Raw genomic sequence first — 20166 nt, forward strand, 5'->3', positions numbered from 1 at the left:
GCCGGTCCGCTTCCCTCGGGCTCCGGCATGATCCGAGCCCCGGCATGATCCGGTCCGGTCCGGTCGTGCCGGGGCTCAGGCGTCCTCGGCGCGCCCCTGCGACGACGCGTGCAGCGGTCCCTGGATACGGGCGCGCAGCTCCTCGGCCACGGCCGCGATGTCCGCGCGGCCCAGCTTCGCCGCCTCCACCAGGTCGCCGAGCTCCTCCGGCGAGGGCAGCTGCTCCGCCCCGGCCACCCTCAGGTACGAGCGGGTGGCGGCGGCCGCGTAGAACTCGTTCATCGGGGATTCCAGCGCGGGGCACACCGCGAGGGTGTGCAAAAACGCCGCGGCCCGCCACGCGGTGTCCGGGGCGGGCTGTTCGGGCACGAGGACGAGGTCGTTCTGGTGCCGGGCGACCGCGGCGGCCACCCCGGAGGGATCCCACACGGCGGGATCGGACGGGAGATGGTGGGCCAGAGCCGTCCAGGCCCACTCCATGGTGATCTTCAATTGCCGAACCGCTGCTGGAAGTAGCCCCAGTGGTCGGCGAACTCCTCTATGCCGGTGAGGAAGTTCTTCCGGTCCTCGTCGAGTTCGCGCTCCGTGACCTCGGTGATCAGCGCGGTGACCGTCGTCCCCAGGGCCGCCGCGCGCGCCTTCAGGCGTTCGTGGAACTCTTCGTCCAGGCGGATGGTGACGTGTCTCGACATGTCCAACACCGTACAGCGGGTGTGCTGTACGGGGGAGCCGGAATGCCGCAAGGGTGGGCAGGGACACAGTCCCGGCCCACCCTCGCGCCGCTTGGTACCGCCGTCGGTTACTTGTTGGCGTCGGCCGCCTTCACCAGCGCGTCCTTGGTGACCGCGCCGACGTAGACCTTGCCGTCGTCCGTGATCAGGGCGTTAACCACGCGGGTCGACAGGACCCGGCCCTCGCCGAACTTCCCGGTGACCTTGTCCCCGAGGGCGCCGAGGAACTGCTTGGCCTCCTTCGGGGCGTTCTTGTCGTTCTCCAGGTCCTTCAGGCTCCGGTTCACGCCCGAGTCGATCCGGGCGATGGTCGACCAGCCCTCGCCGAGCACCTTCACGTCGCCCTTGCCGCCCGGGCCGCCGGTCAGGCCGCCGAGGCCCGGGATGGACTCCAGCGCCTTCCAGTGCTCGTCGCCGCCGGCCTTGCCCTTGCCCGCCTCGTCCACGCCCTCGGTCACCTTGGCGCCCTTGGGCGCGGTGAAGGAGAAGGTGTCCGCGGCCGGCTTGGCGAAGTCCACCTTGGTGAAGCCGGCGTCGACGATCGGCTTGCCGCCCTGGGCGGAGAGCAGCTGCACGCGCAGCGGCACGCCGTTCTTGGCGTCCACGGCGATCTGGACCGACCCGATCGTGGAGCCGCTCTGCTTGGGCTTGAGCACCAGCTGGTAGGCGTCGCGCCCGGCCACCTGCGCGGTGTCGCCGACGCTGACGTCCGTGGTGGGGCCGGCGGCCTTCAGGATCTCCTCGGCCATCTTCTGCGGCGAGGCGGCCAGCCGGTCGCCGGTCTTGTGCTCCTTGCCGCCGAGCTTGCCCTTGCCCTGACCGGCCTCGGCGTTCTTCTCGTGGAAGGCCTCGTTCGACTTGGAGTCGTAGCCCCAGACGTCGTCGCCGTTGTGGATGAGGCTGTACTCGTCCTTGCCGTCGAGGAAGGTCAGCCGCTGGCGGTCCGGGCCGTCGGCCGCGACGCGCAGGGTGTGGCTGCCGTTCGCCAGCTGGGCGACCTTGTCCTCCGGGTTGGCCGAACCGCCCGCCATGCCGGCGCCGCCGAGCAGCCCGCTCGCGATCTTCGGCAGCCCCAGGTCGGTGGTGATCCGGGCGGTGCCGGACAGCTGCTGCACGTCCGAGGCCGCGACCTTCTCGATGAGCTGCTGCGCCGTCACCTTCGGCAGGTCGGGCCCGCCGGCGTTGGCGAAGGCCGGGACCATCGCAACGGTCGCCGCGGCCACGCCCGCCACCGCTACCGGTACGGCGTACCGGGCGGCCTTGCGGGAAGTCTTGGTGTTCGGTGCCATGTCAGTGCCCTGCCCTCTGTGTCGACTGCGGTGACCACCCGTGCCGCCGCGCTCACCCGATCTGGTGGGGTTTGATGACTCCATCTGACCAAATCGGCGGCCCTGGGGCGTCAGTCCCCGGACGCAACTCGGCGTACGCCCGTGGGATGACATGAAAAGGGCCCTCCTCCCCCGACCCGTAGGGGTCGCCGGGATGGAAGGGCCCGTTCCGCAGGCGTGCCGCCGGACACCGGCTAGCCGGCGCGGTGCACCACCGCGTCGCAGAGCTCTTCGAGCGCCGACTTGGCGAAGCACTCCGGCAGCGGGGCCAGCATGGCCCGCGCGTCCTCGGCGTACTGGATGGTGTCGCGGCGGGCCCGCTCCAGGGCGGGGTGGGCCCGCAGCCGGGTGAGCACCTCGGCGTGGCGGGCGTCGTCCGTGAGGTCCCCGTCCAGGAGTTCCACGAGCTCCAGGTCGGCCGGGTCGCCGCCCTGGGCCGCCATCTCGCGCAGCCGCAGCACGGGCAGCGTCGGGATGCCCTCGCGCAGGTCGGTGCCGGGGGTCTTGCCGGACTCGTGCGCGTCGGAGGCGATGTCGAGGACGTCGTCGGCGAGCTGGAAGGCGGTGCCGAGCCGCTCGCCGTACTGGGTCAGGATGTCGACGACCGACTCGTCGGCGCCGGACATGAGCGCGCCGAAGCGGCCGGAGACCGCGATCAGCGAGCCGGTCTTGCCGGCGATGACGTCGAGGTAGTGGGCGACGGGGTCGCGGCCGTCGCGCGGGCCGGCCGTCTCCAGGATCTGGCCCGTCACCAGCCGCTCGAAGGCCTCCGCCTGGATGCGTACGGCCTCCGGCCCGAGGTCGGCCAGGATGTGCGAGGCACGGGCGAACAGGAAGTCACCCGTGAGGACCGCCACGGAGTTGCCCCAGCGGGCGTTGGCGCTCTCCACCCCGCGGCGGACGTCCGCCTCGTCCATGACGTCGTCGTGGTAGAGCGTCGCGAGGTGCGTCAGCTCGACCACGACGGCGGACGGCACGATGCCGGGCGCGTAGGGATCACCGAAACGGGACGCGAGCATCACCAGCAGCGGCCGGAACCGCTTGCCTCCGGCCCGGACCAGGTGCTGTGCGGCCTCGGTGATGAAGGGGACTTCGCTCTTGGTGGCTTCCAGCAGACCCGCCTCGACGGCGGCCAGTCCGGCCTGGACATCGGTCTCAAGAGCCTGGTCCCGCACGCTCAGTCCGAACGGCCCGACGACGGTCACGAGGGGTACTCCTGTCTGCTGACGATCACGCTGACGATCACATGGATTGTCGATGTGTCGCTGCCATCACTCAAGCCAGCGTATCGGGTCTGTTTTCGATCACCGAGAGCGCCTTCCCGGCCACCACCCGCGCACTGTCCGATACACCCCGGTATGTTCTGGAAGAGACGAAACAACCGGAGAATGCGTCTTGCCCAGAACTATGACCGATATGGACGAGCCCGCGGATGCGCCGGCCGGCCGGCGGCCCGGGGACGGGCCCGGGCACCGCCGCCTCCGTCCCGGCGGTCCACGGGACCATGCTCCACCCCGGCTCCGTCCCCGGCGGATGGCTCGCCGACCGCATCCTCGGCGATGCACCCCGTCCACCAGGCGATTGGCGGCCGCGACCAGATGATCATCCGTACCGACTTCCCGTACGGGACCACCCACGAGGATGTCCGGATCCCCCTGCCCGACGGCGTCGAGCTGTACGCCCGCATCTGGCGCCCGGTGACGGACGAGCCGGTTCCGGCACTGCTGGAGTACCTCCCGTACCGGCTCACCGACCGGACCGCGCCGCGCGACCGGCAGCGCCACCCCTGGTACGCGGGGCACGGCTACGCCTCCGTACGGGTGGACGTGCGCGGGCACGGCTGCAGCGGGGGCCGGCCGGGCGACGTGTACGACGCCCGCGAGCTGGCCGACGGGGTCGCGGTGGTGGAGTGGCTGGCGGCGCAGCCGTGGTGCACGGGGTCGGTGGGGATGTTCGGGATCGCGTGGGGCGGCCTCAACTCCCTCCAGATCGCGGCACTGGCCCCGGAGCCGCTGAAGGCCGTCGTCACCGTCTGCTCGACGGACGACCGGTACGACAACGACGCGCACTACATGGGCGGCTCGGTGCTCGCCGTGGACATGCACGCGTGGGCGGCGGCCATGCTGGCCCTGTCCTCCCGGCCGCCGGACCCGCAGTACACCGGGGACGGCTGGCGCGAGCGCTGGCTGGAGCGGCTGGAGGCGGTGGAACCGCTCGTCCACACCTGGCTCTCCCACCAGACGCGCGACGCCTACTGGCGCCGCGGCAGCGTCTGCGAGGACTACACGGCCGTCCGCGCGGCGGTACTCGCGGTCGGCGGCTGGCACGACCCGTACCGGGACGCCGTGCTGCGGCTGGTCGAGCACCTGCCGTCCGCGCGGGTGCGCGGCCTGATCGGCCCCTGGGCGCACCAGTACCCGGACCGCGGCCTGCCGCCGGGACCGGCCGTCGGCTTCCTCCAGGAGACCCTGCGCTGGTGGGACCACTGGCTGAAAGGGGCGGACAACGGGGTGATGGAGGAGCCGCTGCTGCGCACCTGGATCAGCGACTCGCACCCGCCCGCGACGGTGTACGAGGAGCTCCCCGGCCGCTGGGTCGGCGAGAAGGCGTGGCCCTCGGCGTCCGTCATCCCGGTCCCGTACGTGTTCCAGGGTGCGCCCGTGGTGGTGGCCTCCCCGCAGCACACCGGGCTGGACGCGGGCCGGTTCGCCCCCTTCGGCAATGACGCCGACCTGCCGCCGGACCAGCGGGAGGAGGACGCGAAGTCGGCCTGCTTCGAGTTCCCGGTGGGGCGCGAAGAGCCGGTGGAGATCCTGGGACGGCCGTCGGTGACCCTGCGGCTGCGGCTCGACGTGCCGTACGGGCAGGTGATCGCCCGGCTGTGCGACGTCGCCCCGGACGGCTCCTCGACGCTGGTCACGCGGGGCGCGCTGAACCTCTCCGCGCGCCGGGGCCGGGAGCGGGCGCTGCCCTGGCCGGTGGGCTCGTACGAGGACGTCGCCTTCGAGCTGAACGGCATCGGCCACGCCTTCGCGCCGGGGCACCGAATCCGGCTCGCCGTGTCCTCCGCGTACTGGCCGTGGATCTGGCCGCGGGCCGGTTCCGAGGCCGGCTGGACGCTGGACCCGGCGGGCAGCGCGCTGACCCTGCCGGTGCGGGCCGGCTCCGCGGCGGACGGCGGGATCGTCTTCGAGGCCCCGGAGCAGGCGGAGCCGCTGGGTGTGGCCGTCCCGGCGACGCTGGACGAACCGCGCCCGGAACGGGTGGTCGTACGGGACGTCGCGCGCGGGACGTGGCGGCTGGAGGTGGACCCGCGGTACGGGGGCACCCGGGTGTACCCGGACGGTCTGGAGTACGACGAGGACGCGGAGGACGTGTACGAGATCCAGGACGCGGACGCGCTGTCGGCGCGGGCGCGGTCGCGGTGGCGGATCCGGCTCCACCGGCCGGAACTGGGCTGGGACGCGCGGGTGGAGACCCGCTCGGAGATCCGCTGCGACGAGGGCGGTTTCCTGACGTCGAACGAGGTGGTGTGCCGGGAGGGGGACGAGGTGGTCTTCCACCGCACGTGGGAGCGGCGGCTGCCGCGCGCGGCGGGCTGAGCGGGTCGAACCGCCCCGGCGGGCGGCCCCGGTGCTCCGCCCCGGACCCCGCGCCCCATACGCCCCCCGGCGGGGCCGGGATCGCCCTGCGGGCAGCCCGGCCGCGCCAGGAGGACGGCGCCGGCGGTCAGCCGAACAGTCGCTCCAGGACCACCGCGATGCCGTCGTCCTCGTTGGACAGCGTCAGCTCGTCGGCCACCGCCATCAGCTCGTGGTGGGAGTTGGCCATCGCCACCCCGTGCGCGGCCCACGCGAACATCGGGATGTCGTTCGGCATGTCCCCGAAGGCGATCGTCCCGGACGGGTCGACGCCGAGGACGGCGGCCGCCCGCGCGAGCCCGCTGGCCTTGTCGATGCCGGGCGGCTGGAGTTCCACCGTGTGCTCGCCCGCCATCGTGACGTTCACCAGGTGGCCGACCACCGAGCGCGCCACCCGGGTCAGCTCGTCGTCGTCCAGTTCGGGGTGCTGCAGCAGCACCTTGTTGATCGGCGCCGACCACAGGTCGCAGCGCCGCGGGACGCGGACCGTCGGCAGGTGGGGGTGCCACATCCGGTAGCCCGGCCCTATCAGCATCTCCGCGTCCACCCCCTCCTGGTTGACCGCCGCGTAGACCTCGCCGATCTCCGCCTCGATCTTGCCGAGGGCCACATCGGCCAGCTCGCGGTCCATGGACACGGAGTGCAGCAGGCGCCCGCGCGCCGCGTCGTACACCTGCGCGCCCTGCCCGCACACCGCGAGCCCCGTGTATCCGAGCCGGTCCAGGACGTGTCGTACCTGGGGGACGGGGCGTCCGGTGACGATGATGTGCTGGGCGCCGGCCGCGCGGGCCCGCGCGAGCGCCTCGTACGAGCGGGCGGAGACGGTGTCCCCGGCTTGCAGCAGAGTCCCGTCCAGATCGGTGGCGATCAGGGCATAGGGAAGGGCAGGAGGCGGGGCGGAAGTCACGGCGCCTAGGATACGGACCCCTTTGGACAAGTCCTACAAATAGAGCCCGAATCCGGCCTCCCGCACGTCCCATCCGTCACTTTGACGCGCTCCTGTGTCGAACGGGACGGAGGTGGGGCAGGGAAGTGCACAACCCCGACCGTAGAGCCCTCGATCGACCGCACGTACCAAAAGATCAGATATGACCGGAACTGTGGATACCTGACCACGGGCGTCGTCCCGGGGTGTGTTTCATCTCCGACCGGGTACCCGCGCGTTCCCGCAGGATCCTGAGTAGCGTGTCCCGCACCGTGTCTACCGGGACACCCCCGGACCGCGTCGAAAGCGAGGCAGTACCCCATGCCCCAGCAGAGCCCCCTCGATGTCCCCGAGGGCGACCCGTTCGGGCCGCACAACCTCCCCTACGGCGTCTTCTCGACCGCCGAGGACGACCGGCGGCGGGTCGGCGTACGCATCGGCGGATTCGTCCTCGACGCGGGGGCGGCCGCGACCGCGCTCGGCTCCCCCTTCGCGGACCTGCTCGGACGGTCCTCCCTCAACCCGCTGCTGGGTGCCGGCCACACCGCCTGGCGCGACGTGCGCCGCGCGCTGACCGCCTGGGTGACCGACCCCGGCCACCGCCCCACCGTCGAGCCGCACCTGGTACCGCTCGACGAGGTCACCCTGCACCTGCCGTACGAGGTCGCCGACTACGTCGACTTCTACGCGAGCGAGCACCACGCCACCAACGTCGGCAGGATGTTCCGCCCGGACGGCGACGCGCTGACCCCCAACTGGAAGCACCTGCCGATCGGTTACCACGGCCGCTCCGGCACCATCGTGGTCTCCGGCACCGATGTCGTACGCCCCTCCGGCCAGCGCAAGGCGCCCACCGACCCGGCGCCCGTCTTCGGCCCCTCCGTCAAGCTCGACATCGAGGCCGAGGTCGGCTTCGTCGTCGGCACCCCCTCCGAGCTGGGCCGGCCGGTGGCGCTGGGCGACTTCGAGGAGCACGTCTTCGGGCTGTTCCTGCTCAACGACTGGTCGGCGCGCGACATCCAGGCCTGGGAGTACGTGCCGCTCGGCCCCTTCCTCGGCAAGTCCTTCGCCACCTCGGTCTCCGCCTGGGTCACCCCGCTGGAGGCCCTGGACGCGGCCCGCGTCGCCCCGCCCGCCCGGGACTTCCCGCTCCAGCCCTACCTGGACGACTCCGGTCTCGACCGCCCCGGCGGCTTCGACCTGCACATCAGCGTCTCCATCAACGGCCAGGAGGTGGCGCAGCCGCCCTTCGCCACCATGTACTGGACGGCCGCCCAGCAGCTCGCCCACATGACCGTCAACGGCGCCTCCCTGCGCACCGGCGACGTCTTCGGCTCCGGCACCGTCAGCGGTCCCGAGGTCGGCCAGCGCGGCTCGCTGCTGGAGCTCACCTGGAACGGCCGCGACGCCATCGAGCTCACCGACGGCAAGCGCACCTTCCTGGAGGACGGGGACACCGTCACCCTCACCGCCTGGGCCCCCGGCCCGGACGGCACGCGCGTCGGCCTCGGCGAGGTCACCGGCCGCATCGTGGGATCGCGCTAGTCCAGCCCTTGGTCGGCGGGGTGGCGGATCTTTCCACCACCCTGCCGAAACCGCAGCTCAGAGCCTTGTGGAAGCGCCGTCAGGTGGCGCAACACTGCGGCAACACCACCGGCCCCGGGCCGCCGGTACGTTCCCTGCCATGCCAGCCGAACGAACCGTCACGCACACCGTCCCGGTCGCCGCGGCGCGCCGGCGGCGACTGCGTGCCGACCAGGCTCGCCAGCTCGCCGACCTGCTGCGCCACCAGATCCTGGCGGGCGGCTACCCCGACGGGGTCCTCCCCCTGGAGAGCCGGCTCGCCGACGACTACGGCGCCGGCCGCAACACCGTCCGCCAGGCCCTCGACCTGCTGCGCGGCGAGCAGCTCGTGGAGCGCCGCCCGGGCGTGGGCACCGTCGTGGTCTGCGAGAAGTACCCGCACGGCCTGGACCGCCTGCAAGGCCTGGCCGAGACCCTGAACGAGCACGGCCGGGTGACCAACGAGGTCCGCACCGTCGGCCCCGTACGCGCCCCCGCCCCGGTCGCCGGGCGGCTCGGCCTGCCGGAGCACGCCGACGTGCTCTACATCGAACGGCTGCGGCGCCTGAACGGGCTGCCGCTCTCCCTCGACCTCACCTACGTCCCCATGGACATCGGCGCCGGACTCCTGGGCTGCGACCTGGAGAACACCGACGTCTTCCGGCTCCTGGAGCAGCTGACCGGGCAGCCGCTCGGCCACGCCGAGATCACCCTGGAGGCCGTCAACGCCGACGCGCACTCCGCCGCCGTCCTCCAGGCCCCGCGCGGGGCCGCCGTCCTGATGCTGGAGCGGCTCACCCACCTGGGCGACGGCCGGCCCGTCGACCTGGAGTTCATCCGCTTCCGCGGCGACCGGATCACCATGAGCGGCCTGCTGCGCCGCTCCCTCTGAACACCCCCGGCACCGCCCTCACCGCCCTCACCGCCTTCTGCGTACCCACCTTCCTGGAGACAGCCATGCCTGTGGTCCCCCAGCGCGGCGACGTGCCCGTGACCATCGACGAGTCCCTGTGCATCGACGGCTGCACGCTCTGCGTCGACATGTGTCCGCTCGACTCGCTCGCGATCCGCGAGGACAACGGCAAGGCCTACATGCACGTCGACGAGTGCTGGTACTGCGGCCCGTGCGCCGCCCGCTGTCCCACCGGTGCGGTCACCGTCAACATGCCCTACCTGCTCCGGTGAAAGGTCCCCTCCCCATGCGTACGAAGGCACTCGCGCCCGCCGCGCTGGCCCTGCTCCTCGCGCCCCTGGCCACGGCCTGCTCGGGCTCCGCCGGGGCGGCCGGCTCCAGCACGGTCACCGTGACCGTCGGCTACCAGTCCAAGACCATCAACACCGTCACCGCCGGCACTCTGCTGCGCTCCCTCGGCTACTTCGAGGAGGAGCTGGCCGCGCGCGGCCAGAAGGAGGGCGTCACCTACAAGGTGGACTGGCAGGACTACGCCACCGGCGCCCCCATCACCGCCCAGATGACCGCCGGGAAGATCGACATCGGCTCGATGGGCGACTTCCCGCTCCTCATCAACGCGATGCGCGGCAAGGAGCTGAAGCAGCCCACCCACCTCGTCTCCGTGACCGGCTACAACCTGCGCGGCGGCCTCAACACCGTGGTCACCGCACCGGACTCGAAGCTGGAGTCCCTGGCCGACCTGCGCGGGAAGAAGGTGTCGACGAGCGTCGGCTCGGCGGCCGACGGGACGCTGGTACGGGCGCTGCAGCGCGCCGGGATCGACCCGTCGGGCGGCATCGAGAAGCTCAACCAGCAGCCCAGCGTCGGCGCTTCGGCGCTCCAGGCGGGCAGCGTCGACGCGCTCTCGCAGTTCGTGGCGTGGCCGGGGCAGCTGGCGTACGAGGGCCGCGCCAAGGCCCTGTACGACGGCGCCGAGCTGAACCTGCCGACCTTCCACGGGGTCACCGTGCGGGAGAAGTTCGCCAAGGAACGGCCGGGCGTCCTGGACGACTTCCTGCGGGCGCAGCGCAAGGCCACCGACCACCTGCGCACCGAGCCGGTCGCGGCCGCCGAGTCGGTGGCGAAGGAGACCGGGCTGCCGGCGGAGGTGGTGTACCTCTACAACGGGGCGAACGGCATCGCCACCTTCGACCCGGCCCTGCGCCCGGAGCTGATCGACGCGCTGAAGCAGGACGTGCCGGTGCTCAAGGACGCCAAGCTGGTCGGCGACGTGGACGTGGACGCCTTCGTGGACCCGGAGCCGCTGGCGCGGGTGGCGGCCGGGTCGGCGCAGTACCCCGCGGCGGTGGCCGCCCGCCCCGAGCTGTGGCTGAAGGGCGAGGCCCGCACCCGGTCCTTCGACTCCCCGCGCGAGCTGCTGAAGGCGGCGCGCGGCGCGGACGTCCGGGCGGCGTACGTGCCGGACGCGGTGACGGGCACGCTCTGGTTCGCGGACCGGGCGGTGTGGGTCGCCGAGGGGCCGGAGCTGCGCGCCTTCGTCACACCGGCGGGCGCGAAGGCGTACGTGGCGGCGCACCAGGGATCCGGGGCGCGGGTCGTGAGCTTCGCCGAGGCCGGAGCCCTGGCCTCGTGACGGGCGGCCGCTGGCTGCTGCGGGCGGCCTCGCTCGGCGTGGCCCTGCTCCTGTGGCAGGGGCTGACCTCGCTGGACGTGAACCTGTGGCTGCGCTTCGAGCAGTTCCCGACGGTGGGCGAGGTCGCGTCGACCTTCGCGGAGCGGGCCGGGACCGGCCCGTACTGGCAGGACCTGGGCTCCAGTCTGCGCCGGATCGTGACGGGCTTCGCGCTCGCCGCGGTCCTGGGCGTGGCGGTGGGCACGGCGATCGCCCGTTCGCGGATCGCGGCCGATGTGCTGGGCCCGCTGCTGGAGGTGCTGCGTCCGGTCCCGGCCATCGCGCTGGTCCCGGTGGCGATCCTGCTGTTCCCCTCCAACGAGCAGGGGATCGTGTTCATCACCTGCACGGCCGCCTTCTTCCCGGTGCTGGTCTCGACGCGGCACGCCGTGGGGGCACTGGCCCCCGTGTGGGAGGAGGCGGTCCTGACCATGGGCGGCGGACGGGCGCGGATCCTGTTCTCCGTCGTGCTGCCGGGTGCCCTGCCGGGCATCTTCGGGGGCCTGTCGGTCGGGATCGGGGTCGCCTGGATCTGTGTGATCTCCGCCGAGATGATCTCCGGCGAGTACGGGGTCGGCTACCGGACCTGGCAGGACTACACGGTCATCGACTACCCCGGGGTCTTCGTCGGCATGCTCACCATCGGCGCGCTGGGCTGGCTGACCTCCACGGCGGTGGAACGCGCGGGCCGCCGGCTGACGCGGTGGCTCCCGGCGCGCGACTCCTCGGGCCCCGTGCCGTCCGCCGGCGCCGCCCGCACCCGTACGGGGCGGGGCCCCCGCCGATCGCCCCGGGCCCCGCGCCCGGTGGCGACCCGGGCCGGCGCGGCCGGCCCGCGTTCCGGACCGGGGAGCTTCCCCGAGCAGACCCGAGAGGTGACCCCATGAGCCTGACCCAGGCAGATGCCCGGACCAGTCCCGGCGCCGCGGCGCACCCCGCGCGGCACGGGGCGCGGCTCGCGCTGCGCGGCGTACGGCTCGGGCACCGCGGGAACGCGGTCCTCGACGGGGTCGATCTGACGGTCGAGCCCGGGGAGGTGCTCGCCGTCGTGGGCCCGTCCGGCTGCGGCAAGTCCACCCTCCTGCGCACCCTCGCGGGGCTGCTGCCGCCGCTCGACGGCGTGGTGGAGCAGGACGGCGCCCCGGTCCGCGGCCCGGGTGCCGACCGGGCCCTGGTCTTCCAGGACGACGCCCTGCTCCCCTGGCGCACGGTCCGGGCCAACGTCGAACTCCCGCTCGCCGTCGGACGCTCGCGGGGCCCGTCCGGGGAGGAGCGCGCGCCACGGCCGTCCCGCGCGTCCGGCCCGGACGGGGACGGGCAGGGCGGGGACGGGCAGGGCGGGGACGGGCAGGGCGGGGACGGGCAGAGCGGGGACGGGCAGAGCGGGGTGCCCGGCCGCACCGGCCGCTCCCCCGTGTTCGATCTGTCGCGTGCCGCCCGGCGGGCCCGGCGGCGGACCGCCGCGCAGTGGCTGGAGCAGGTCGGCCTGGACGGGCACGCGCACAAGTTCCCGCACCAGCTCTCGGGCGGCCAGCGCCAGCGCGTGCAGCTGGCCCGCGCCCTCGCCGCGCGCCCGCGCGCCGTCCTCATGGACGAACCCTTCGGGGCGCTCGACGCCCAGACCCGCGCCGAGATGCAGGACCTCCTCGTGGACGTCCTCGCGGGCACCGGCGCGACCGTCGTCTTCGTCACCCACGACGTGGACGAGGCGCTGTTCCTCGGCGACCGCGTCGCCCTGCTCGGCACCGCGCAGGTGGTGCCCGTACCGAACCCGCGCGACCGCGGGGCCTCGTACGCCGGACTCCGGCAGCAGATCATCAACTCACTCTGAAGGGCCGCACCATGGACATCCAGGCGACGGACACTCCCGCCATGGGCATCCCCGCGATCGGCGACGCCGAGGAACTCTCCTGCGACGTCCTCGTCATCGGCGGCGGCACGGCCGGCACGATGGCGGCGCTGACCGCCGCCGGGCGCGGCGCGCGGGTCCTGCTCCTGGAGAAGGCGCACGTACGCCACTCCGGCGCCCTCGCCATGGGCATGGACGGGGTCAACAACGCGGTCGTCCCCGGCCGCGCCGAGCCCGACGACTACGTCGCCGAGATCACCCGTGCCAACGACGGCATCGTCGACCAGTCCACGGTCCGCCAGACCGCCACCCGCGGGTTCGCGATGGTGCAGCGCCTGGAGTCGTACGGGGTGAAGTTCGAGAAGGACGAGCACGGCGAGTACGCGGTGCGCCAGGTCCACCGTTCCGGCTCGTACGTGCTGCCCATGCCCGAGGGCAAGGACGTCAAGAAGGTCCTCTACCGGCAGCTGCGGCGCCGCGAGATGCGCGAGCGGATCCGGATCGAGAACCGGGTGATGCCGGTGCGCGTCCTCACCTCGCCCGAGGACGGCCGGGCGATCGGCGCGGCCGCCTTCAACACGCGCACCGGGGCCTTCGTGACCGTGCGCGCGGGGGCGGTGATCCTGGCGACCGGCCCGTGCGGACGGCTCGGACTGCCGGCCTCCGGTTACCTGTACGGCACGTACGAGAACCCGACCAACGCGGGCGACGGCTACGCCATGGCCTACCACGCGGGCGCCGCGCTGACCGGGATCGAGTGCTTCCAGATCAACCCGCTGATCAAGGACTACAACGGCCCGGCGTGCGCGTACGTCGCGAACCCCTTCGGCGGCTACCAGGTCAACCGGCACGGCGAGCGGTTCGTGGACTCCGACTACTGGTCGGGGCAGATGATGGCCGAGTTCGCGGCCGAACTCGCCTCCGACCGGGGCCCGGTGTACCTCAAGCTCAGCCACCTCCCGGAGGAGTCGGTGGCCTCCCTGGAGGCCGTCCTGCACACCACCGAGCGGCCGACGCGCGGCACCTTCCACGCGGGCCGCGGCCACGACTACCGCACCCACGACATCGAGATGCACATCTCCGAGATCGGCCTGTGCGGCGGCCACTCGGCGTCCGGCGTCCGCGTCGACGACCACGCCCGCACGACGGTGCCGCGGCTGTACGCGGCCGGGGACCTGGCGTCCGTACCGCACAACTACATGATCGGGGCGTTCGTCTTCGGCGACCTGGCGGGCGAGGACGCGGCCCGGTACACGGCGTACGAGGGCACGCTGCCGGCCGATCAGCTGGCGGCGGCCCACGAGTTGATCTACCGCCCCCTGCGCCATCCGGACGGGCCGCCGCAGCCGCAGGTGGAGTACAAGCTGCGGCGGTTCGTGAACGACTACGTGGCCCCGCCGAAGACGGGCGCGAAGCTCTCGCTCGCCGTGGCGGCCTTCGACCGGATGACCGGCGAGATCGCCGAGATGGGCGCGACCACCGCGCACGAGCTGATGCGGTGCGCGGAGGTGTCCTTCATCCGGGACTGCGCGGAGATGGCGGCCCGCTCCTCGCTGGCCCGTACCGAGTCCCGCTGGGGCCTCTACCACGAGCGGCTCGACCATCCGCAGCGCGACGACACGGGCTGGCTGCACCACCTGGACCTGCGCAAGTCGGCCTCGGGGGCGATGGAGTTCACCGCCCGGCCGGTGGAGCCGTACCTGGTGCCGGTGGACGGGTTCGCCCCGGCCGGCGGCCCCTCGCGCCACCTGGGCGAGGTCGACCTGGTCCCGGTGGCCACGGCGGGCCCCCGTGAGGCGGCCCCGGCGGCCCGGGCGCAGGCCGCGCCGATTCCGGTGGCCACGGTGGAAGCCCCGGCCCAGGCCCCGGCCCCCGGCGGCTCCGGGTCCTCGCCCCGGATCCTCGAACTGCTCGCCCTGGCCGAGGAGTCCCCCGACCTGGCCGCCCTCACGCCCTACCTGGCCGACCCCGATCCGGCGGTACGGGCCGCCGCCGTGGCCGCGCTCGGCGAGACCGTACCGGCCGGCGCCGGGCCCGCGCTGGCCGCCCGCCTGGCCGACGCCGCTCCCGTCGTACGAGCGGCCGCCGCGGCCGCGCTGCGCGAGCTCGTGGAGGTCCTGCCGGGCGGACCGGAGCTGGGGGCGGGCCTGCGCGCCGCCCTCGCCGTGCCCGACCCCGCGGTGCGCTCGGCCGCGCTCGAAGCGCTGCGGGCGCTGCGGCTCGGCGACGCGGAGCTGTACGCCGCCTCGCTGGCCGACACCGACCCGGAGGTCCGTATCCACGCGGTGCGGGCGCTGGTCTCGGTGGACGCCGTCCCGGACCTGGCCGTGGCCGCCGCGGATCCGGCCCGCGAGGTCCGGGTGGCGGTGGCCAAGGGCCTGGCCTCGGTGCACGCACCGGCCCCGGCCCCGCTGGACCCGCTGCTGGCCGACCCGGACCCGCTGGTGCGGGGCGCGGCGCTGGCGTCCCTGGCCCGGGCCGGCTGCCCGGCGGGGTACGCCGGGACGGCGGTGGCGGCCCTGGCCGACACCGCCTGGCAGGTGCGGTCCGGTGCGGCCGCCGCGCTGGCGGCGGCCGAGGCGGGGGTGGCCGTACCGGCCCTGGCCAAGGCGCTGGCCGACCGCAACGCCGATGTCCGCAAGGCCGCCGTCCTCGCCCTGCTGGCCCACCGGGCCGAGGCGGAGGCCCGGGCGGCCCTGGCCACGGCGGTCGCGGACCCGGACGCGGACGTCCGCGCGTACGCCGCCCGGGCGGCCCGACCCGCTTGACCCTCACACGGTGTCAGGCGGCGCTGCCGGACCCCCGTTCGGGGGTCCGCGACGTGCAGGGCCCGCCGGGCGCCGGGATGGTGGACGAAAGCCCGTCGACGGCAGGAGCCCCCATGTCCCCCGATGTCCGCAAGACCGCCCTCGTGATCGCCGCCGCCGTGTCGCTGGGTCTGGCAGCCGTGGTCCCTGCGCACGGGGTGGAGGGGCCCGCGCCCGACCCGCGCGACGCGAAGGCCATGCGGGACATGGCGACGGCGATCGCGGTGACGGCCAAGTACGCGGACGAGCGGGCGGCGCTCAAGGACGGGTACGTCCCGCACGGCGAGGAGTGCATGAGCAACCCGTTCGGGGTGGGCGCGATGAACTACCACTACGTCAAGCAGGCGAACTGGGGTTCCAAGGACCCGGCCAGGCCGACCGCGCTCCTCTACAGCAAGGAGAAGGACCGCAACGGCCGCCGCAGGCTCGAAACGGTGGAGTGGATGTCCACCGACCGGGACCAGGACCTGAAGACCAGCGACGACCGGCCGAGCATGTTCGGGCTGCCCTTCGACGGGCCGATGCCGGGCCACTGGGCGGGCATGCCCAAGCACTACGACCTGCACATGTGGGCGTACAAGGAGAACCCGGCGGGCCGCTTCCACAACTGGAACCCGGCCCTGACCTGCCCGAAGAAGGCCCCCGCCCCGGGCAAGCCGGCCGCCGCCCACCCGCACGGCCATTAGTCCGCGCGGCCCGTGTGGTCAAGTGACCCGGGCATATGACTCACCCGAAAGGGCGGCTTCTCCGGGAACCCCGGGCGATACGCTGGTCGGACTCGCGAGACTCCGTCGCATGGGAGCACTACCGATGAGCGTCGATCCCGAGACCCCCGAGCAGGAGCCCGCCCCGCGCTGGCCCGTCCCGCCCGCGGGCGGGTGGACGGCGGACGACCTTGACCGGCTTCCCAACCTGCCTCCGCACACGGAGCTGATCGACGGGAGCCTGATCTTCGTGAGTCCGCAAACCCGTTTCCACATGCGAGCCCTGCGATTCTTCGAATGGCAACTCGAATCACTGGTTCCGGACGGACTCGAAGTGATGAGAGAGTTCACCATCGACATCGACCGACTGAACCGGCCCGAGCCGGACGTCCTCGTCGTCGACGAGGAACTGGCCCGGGGCCCCCTGCAGCAGACACGGATCCCCGCCGAGTCCGTCCGGCTGGCCATCGAGGTCGTCTCTCCCGATTCGATCGGCCGGGACCGCGAAACCAAGCCGGCCAAGTACGCCCGGGCAGGAATCCCCCACTACTGGCGGGTCGAGAACAAGAACGACCGGGCAGTCGTCTACGTGTTCGAACTCGAACCGGCCACGCGTGTCTACGTCGCGACGGGCATCTTCCACGACCGGCTGAAGGTCACGGTCCCCTTCCCCATCGACCTGGACCTCACCACGATCAAACCGAAGGGGCTACCGGAATAGACCCGCACACGGCCAAGGGCCCGGCTCCCCGCAGGGGGCCGGGCCCTTGGCCGTTGCGCCAACCGGTCAGCGGACGAACGTGCTCGCCTGACCCGCCAGGTCCAGGAAGTACTGCGGGGCCAGGCCCAGCACCAGCGTGACCGCGACGCCCACCGCGATGGTGGTCATCGTCAGCGGCGAGGGGACCGCCACCGTCGGACCGTCGGCCTTCGGCTCGCTGAAGAACATCAGGACGATCACCCGGATGTAGAAGAACGCGGCGATCGCGGACGAGATCACACCGATCACGACCAGCACCCCGGCACCGCTCTCCGCCGCCGCCTTGAACACGGCGAACTTGCCCGTGAACCCGGAGGTGAGCGGGATGCCCGCGAAGGCGAGCAGGAACACCGCGAACACGGCCGCCGTCAGCGGCGAACGCCTGCCGAGCCCCGCCCACTTGGACAGGTGCGTGGCCTCGCCGCCCGCGTCGCGCACCAGCGTGACCACCGCGAAGGCGCCGATCGTCACGAAGGAGTAGGCGCCCAGGTAGAAGAGGACGGACTGGATGCCCTGCGCCGAGGTGGCGATCACGCCGGCCAGGATGAAGCCCGCGTGTGCGATCGAGGAGTAGGCCAGCAGCCGCTTGACGTCCGTCTGGGTCACGGCGATCACCGCGCCCGCCAGCATGGTGACGATGGCCACCGCCCACATCACCGGACGCCAGTCCCAGCGCAGCCCCGGCAGGACCACGTAGAGGAGGCGCAGCAGGGCGCCGAAGGCGGCCACCTTGGTCGCCGCCGCCATGAAACCGGTGACCGGGGTCGGGGCGCCCTGGTAGACGTCCGGGGTCCACATGTGGAAGGGGACCGCGCCGACCTTGAAGAGCAGGCCCATCAGGATCAGCGCGCCGCCGATCAGCAGCAGCGCGTCGTTGCCCATGGTGGAGGCCAGCGCCGGGTCGATGTTCGCCACCGTGCCGTCGACCACGTCGGCGATCACGGCGTACGAGACCGAGCCCGCGTAGCCGTAGATCAGCGCGATGCCGAAGAGGAGGAAGGCGGAGGAGAAGGCACCCAGGAGGAAGTACTTCACCGCCGCCTCCTGCGACATCAGCCGCTGGCGGCGGGCGAGGGCGCAGAGCAGGTACAGCGGGAGGGAGAACACCTCAAGGGCGATGAACAGCGTCAGCAGGTCGTCGGCCGCCGGGAAGATCAGCATGCCGGCGATCGCGAACAGGGCCAGCGGGAAGACCTCGGTGGTGGTGAAGCCCGCCTTGACGGCGGCCTTCTCGCTGTCGCTGCCCGGTACGGACGCCGCCTGGGCGGCGAAGGAGTCCACCCGCTTGCCGTGCGCCGCGGGGTCCAGCCGCCGTTCGGCGAAGGTGAAGACCGCCACGACCGAGGCCAGCAGGATGGTGCCCTGCAGGAAGAGCGCCGGGCCGTCGACGGCGATGGCGCCCATCGCGGCGATGTGGGCCTTGCCGGACCCGTACCCGCCGGCCGCAAGGCCGACGACCGCGGCGAAGGCCGAGGCCAGCGCGGCGACGGTGAGGAACACCTGCACGTAGTACCGGGACTTGCGGGGCACGAAGGCCTCGACCAGGATCCCGAGCACCGCCGCGCCGACCACGATCAGCGTGGGCGCGAGCTGTGCGTACTCGATGGTCGGTGCCGGAATCCGGTCGGCCGGTGCCTCGGCCGCCAGTGTCCACAGGCTGTGGGCGGAAGTCAGTGTGCTCACTTCGCCGCCTCCCCGTTCTTGGCTTCGACGGCGACCTCGGGCTTCGGGTCCGTCTGCTTCACGTCCGACAGGGTGTGCTCCACCGCCGGGTTGACGATGTCGGTGAGGACCTTCGGGTACACGCCCAGCCCGATCAGCAGGGCGATCAGCGGGGCGACGACCAGTACCTCCCGCAGCCGCAGGTCCGGCATGGTGCGGACCTCCTCCTTCACGGGGCCGGTCATCGTGCGCTGGTAGAGCACCAGCGTGTAGAGCGCGGCGAGCACGATGCCGGTGGTGGCGATGATGCCGACGACCGGGTACCGGGCGAACGTGCCGACCAGCACCAGGAATTCACTCACGAAGGGCGCGAGGCCCGGCAGCGAGAGGGTGGCGAGACCGCCGATCAGGAAGGTGCCGGCGAGGACCGGGGCCACCTTCTGGACACCGCCGTAGTCGGCGATGAGCCGCGAGCCGCGCCGCGAGATCAGGAAGCCGGCCACCAGCATCAGCGCCGCCGTCGACAGGCCGTGGTTGACCATGTAGAGGGTGGCGCCGGACTGGCCCTGGGAGGTCATCGCGAAGATGCCCAGGATGATGAAGCCGAAGTGCGAGATCGAGGCGTAGGCGACCAGCCGCTTGATGTCCCGCTGGCCGACCGCGACCAGCGCGCCGTAGACGATGCTGATCAGGGCCAGGACGAGGATCACCGGCGTGGCCCACTTGCTGGCGTCGGGGAAGAGTCCGAGGCAGAAGCGGAGCATCGCGAAGGTGCCGACCTTGTCGACGACCGCCGTGATCAGCACGGCGACCGGGGCGGTGGACTCACCCATCGCGTTCGGCAGCCAGGTGTGCAGCGGCCACAGCGGGGCCTTCACCGCGAAGGCGAAGAAGAAGCCGAGGAACAGCAGCCGTTCGGTGTTGGTCGCCATGTCGAGCGTGCCCGCGGCGCGGGCGGCGGTGATCTCCTGGAGGGAGAAGTTCCCGGCGACCACGTACAGGCCGATGACCGCGGCCAGCATGATCAGGCCGCCGACCAGGTTGTAGAGGAGGAACTTGACCGCCGCGTACGAGCGCTGCGCGGCCGCGTTCTCGTCGGAGCCGGTGTGCGCCCGGTCCCCGAAGCCGCCGATGAGGAAGTACATCGGGATGAGCATGGCTTCGAAGAAGATGTAGAAGAGGAAGACGTCGGTGGCCTCGAAGGAGATGATCACCATCGCCTCGACCAGCAGGATCAGGGCGAAGAAGCCCTGGGTCGGCCGCCAGCGCGTGGACTGCGTCTCCAGGGGGTCGGCGTCGTGCCAGCCGGCCGCGATCACGAAGGGGATCAGCAGCGCGGTGAGCCCGATGAGCACCACCCCGATCCCGTCCACGCCCAGCTCGTAGCGGACGCCGAAGTCGGCGATCCAGGGCCGGGATTCGGTGAGCTGGTAGCGGTCGCCGCCCGGGTCGAAGCGGACCGCGACGAGCACGGCCAGGGCCAGTGTCGCCAGCGAGAAGAGCAGCGCGAGCCACTTGGCGGCGGTCCTGCGGGCGGCCGGGACGGCCGCCGTCAGGATCGCGCCGACCGCGGGAACCGCGGCCGTCACCGTCAGAAGCGGGAAACTCATT

The 20166-nt window shown here is 72.7% G+C and carries 17 protein-coding genes; 10 read left to right on the plus strand and 7 right to left on the minus strand.

Translation table 11 applies throughout. The features are described from left to right. Window positions 1–75 precede the first annotated feature (75 nt). The 4 genes from Sspor_RS19125 to Sspor_RS19140 all read right to left on the minus strand — a co-directional run bounded on the left by Sspor_RS19125 (window position 76) and on the right by Sspor_RS19140 (window position 3264). Window positions 76–492 carry a hypothetical protein gene (locus Sspor_RS19125; protein ID WP_237403925.1) on the minus strand — a complete coding sequence of 139 codons (417 nt, stop codon included), beginning with the start codon at window positions 490–492 and terminating at the stop codon, window positions 76–78. Continuing rightward, window positions 489–692, minus strand: coding sequence for a YlcI/YnfO family protein (locus Sspor_RS19130; RefSeq protein WP_237403926.1), 204 nt, complete (start codon window positions 690–692; stop codon window positions 489–491). Before Sspor_RS19130 ends, Sspor_RS19125 begins: the two co-directional genes overlap by 4 nt. Before the next feature lie 107 nt (window positions 693–799). Then, window positions 800–2020 carry a LolA family protein gene (locus tag Sspor_RS19135; protein WP_202200217.1) on the minus strand — a complete coding sequence of 407 codons (1221 nt, stop codon included), beginning with the start codon at window positions 2018–2020 and terminating at the stop codon, window positions 800–802. A 233-nt stretch (window positions 2021–2253) separates the two neighbouring features. After that, complete coding sequence (locus Sspor_RS19140; protein ID WP_202200218.1) at window positions 2254–3264, minus strand: polyprenyl synthetase family protein; 1011 nt, start codon at window positions 3262–3264, stop codon at window positions 2254–2256. Between the two features lie 393 nt (window positions 3265–3657). On the opposite strand from Sspor_RS19140, the gene Sspor_RS19145 reads away from it, so the two are divergent. After that, a complete protein-coding gene (locus tag Sspor_RS19145) occupies window positions 3658–5661 on the plus strand; it encodes a CocE/NonD family hydrolase (protein ID WP_202203734.1) in 2004 nt (667 codons plus the stop codon). A 127-nt stretch (window positions 5662–5788) separates the two neighbouring features. Here Sspor_RS19145 and Sspor_RS19150 read toward each other — a convergent pair whose 3' ends face one another. After that, complete coding sequence (locus tag Sspor_RS19150) at window positions 5789–6607, minus strand: HAD family hydrolase (RefSeq protein ID WP_202200219.1); 819 nt, start codon at window positions 6605–6607, stop codon at window positions 5789–5791. Between the two features lie 339 nt (window positions 6608–6946). Between Sspor_RS19150 and fahA the strand changes: the two genes are divergently transcribed. The 9 genes from fahA to Sspor_RS19195 all read left to right on the plus strand — a co-directional run bounded on the left by fahA (window position 6947) and on the right by Sspor_RS19195 (window position 16854). Next, on the plus strand, window positions 6947–8170 hold the full coding sequence (gene fahA / locus Sspor_RS19155) for a fumarylacetoacetase (RefSeq protein WP_202200220.1): 1224 nt from the start codon (window positions 6947–6949) through the stop codon (window positions 8168–8170). Window positions 8171–8309: 139 nt separating this feature from the next. Further along, a complete protein-coding gene (locus Sspor_RS19160; RefSeq protein ID WP_202200221.1) occupies window positions 8310–9080 on the plus strand; it encodes a GntR family transcriptional regulator in 771 nt (256 codons plus the stop codon). A 65-nt stretch (window positions 9081–9145) separates the two neighbouring features. After that, a complete protein-coding gene (locus Sspor_RS19165; protein WP_030011381.1) occupies window positions 9146–9373 on the plus strand; it encodes a 4Fe-4S dicluster domain-containing protein in 228 nt (75 codons plus the stop codon). Window positions 9374–9387: 14 nt separating this feature from the next. Then, window positions 9388–10734 (plus strand): ABC transporter substrate-binding protein, encoded by a 1347-nt coding sequence (locus Sspor_RS19170; protein ID WP_202200222.1) that lies wholly within the window; start codon window positions 9388–9390, stop codon window positions 10732–10734. After that, window positions 10731–11660, plus strand: coding sequence for an ABC transporter permease (locus Sspor_RS19175; protein ID WP_202200223.1), 930 nt, complete (start codon window positions 10731–10733; stop codon window positions 11658–11660). Before Sspor_RS19170 ends, Sspor_RS19175 begins: the two co-directional genes overlap by 4 nt. Continuing rightward, window positions 11657–12604 (plus strand): ABC transporter ATP-binding protein, encoded by a 948-nt coding sequence (locus Sspor_RS19180; RefSeq protein ID WP_202200224.1) that lies wholly within the window; start codon window positions 11657–11659, stop codon window positions 12602–12604. Before Sspor_RS19175 ends, Sspor_RS19180 begins: the two co-directional genes overlap by 4 nt. Before the next feature lie 41 nt (window positions 12605–12645). After that, a complete protein-coding gene (locus Sspor_RS19185) occupies window positions 12646–15390 on the plus strand; it encodes a fumarate reductase/succinate dehydrogenase flavoprotein subunit (RefSeq protein ID WP_202203735.1) in 2745 nt (914 codons plus the stop codon). Window positions 15391–15503: 113 nt separating this feature from the next. Beyond that, window positions 15504–16115 (plus strand): hypothetical protein, encoded by a 612-nt coding sequence (locus Sspor_RS19190; RefSeq protein ID WP_202200225.1) that lies wholly within the window; start codon window positions 15504–15506, stop codon window positions 16113–16115. Between the two features lie 124 nt (window positions 16116–16239). Further along, complete coding sequence (locus Sspor_RS19195) at window positions 16240–16854, plus strand: Uma2 family endonuclease (RefSeq protein ID WP_202200226.1); 615 nt, start codon at window positions 16240–16242, stop codon at window positions 16852–16854. 66 nt (window positions 16855–16920) lie between these two features. On the opposite strand, the gene nuoN is transcribed toward Sspor_RS19195, so the two are convergent. Further along, on the minus strand, window positions 16921–18576 hold the full coding sequence (nuoN, locus tag Sspor_RS19200) for an NADH-quinone oxidoreductase subunit NuoN (protein WP_202200227.1): 1656 nt from the start codon (window positions 18574–18576) through the stop codon (window positions 16921–16923). Beyond that, on the minus strand, window positions 18573–20165 hold the full coding sequence (locus Sspor_RS19205; RefSeq protein WP_202200228.1) for an NADH-quinone oxidoreductase subunit M: 1593 nt from the start codon (window positions 20163–20165) through the stop codon (window positions 18573–18575). The genes nuoN and Sspor_RS19205 overlap by 4 nt, the downstream gene beginning before the upstream one ends. Window position 20166: the final 1 nt, after the last annotated feature.

Source organism: Streptomyces spororaveus, assembly GCF_016755875.1.
Taxonomy (GTDB): domain Bacteria; phylum Actinomycetota; class Actinomycetes; order Streptomycetales; family Streptomycetaceae; genus Streptomyces; species Streptomyces spororaveus.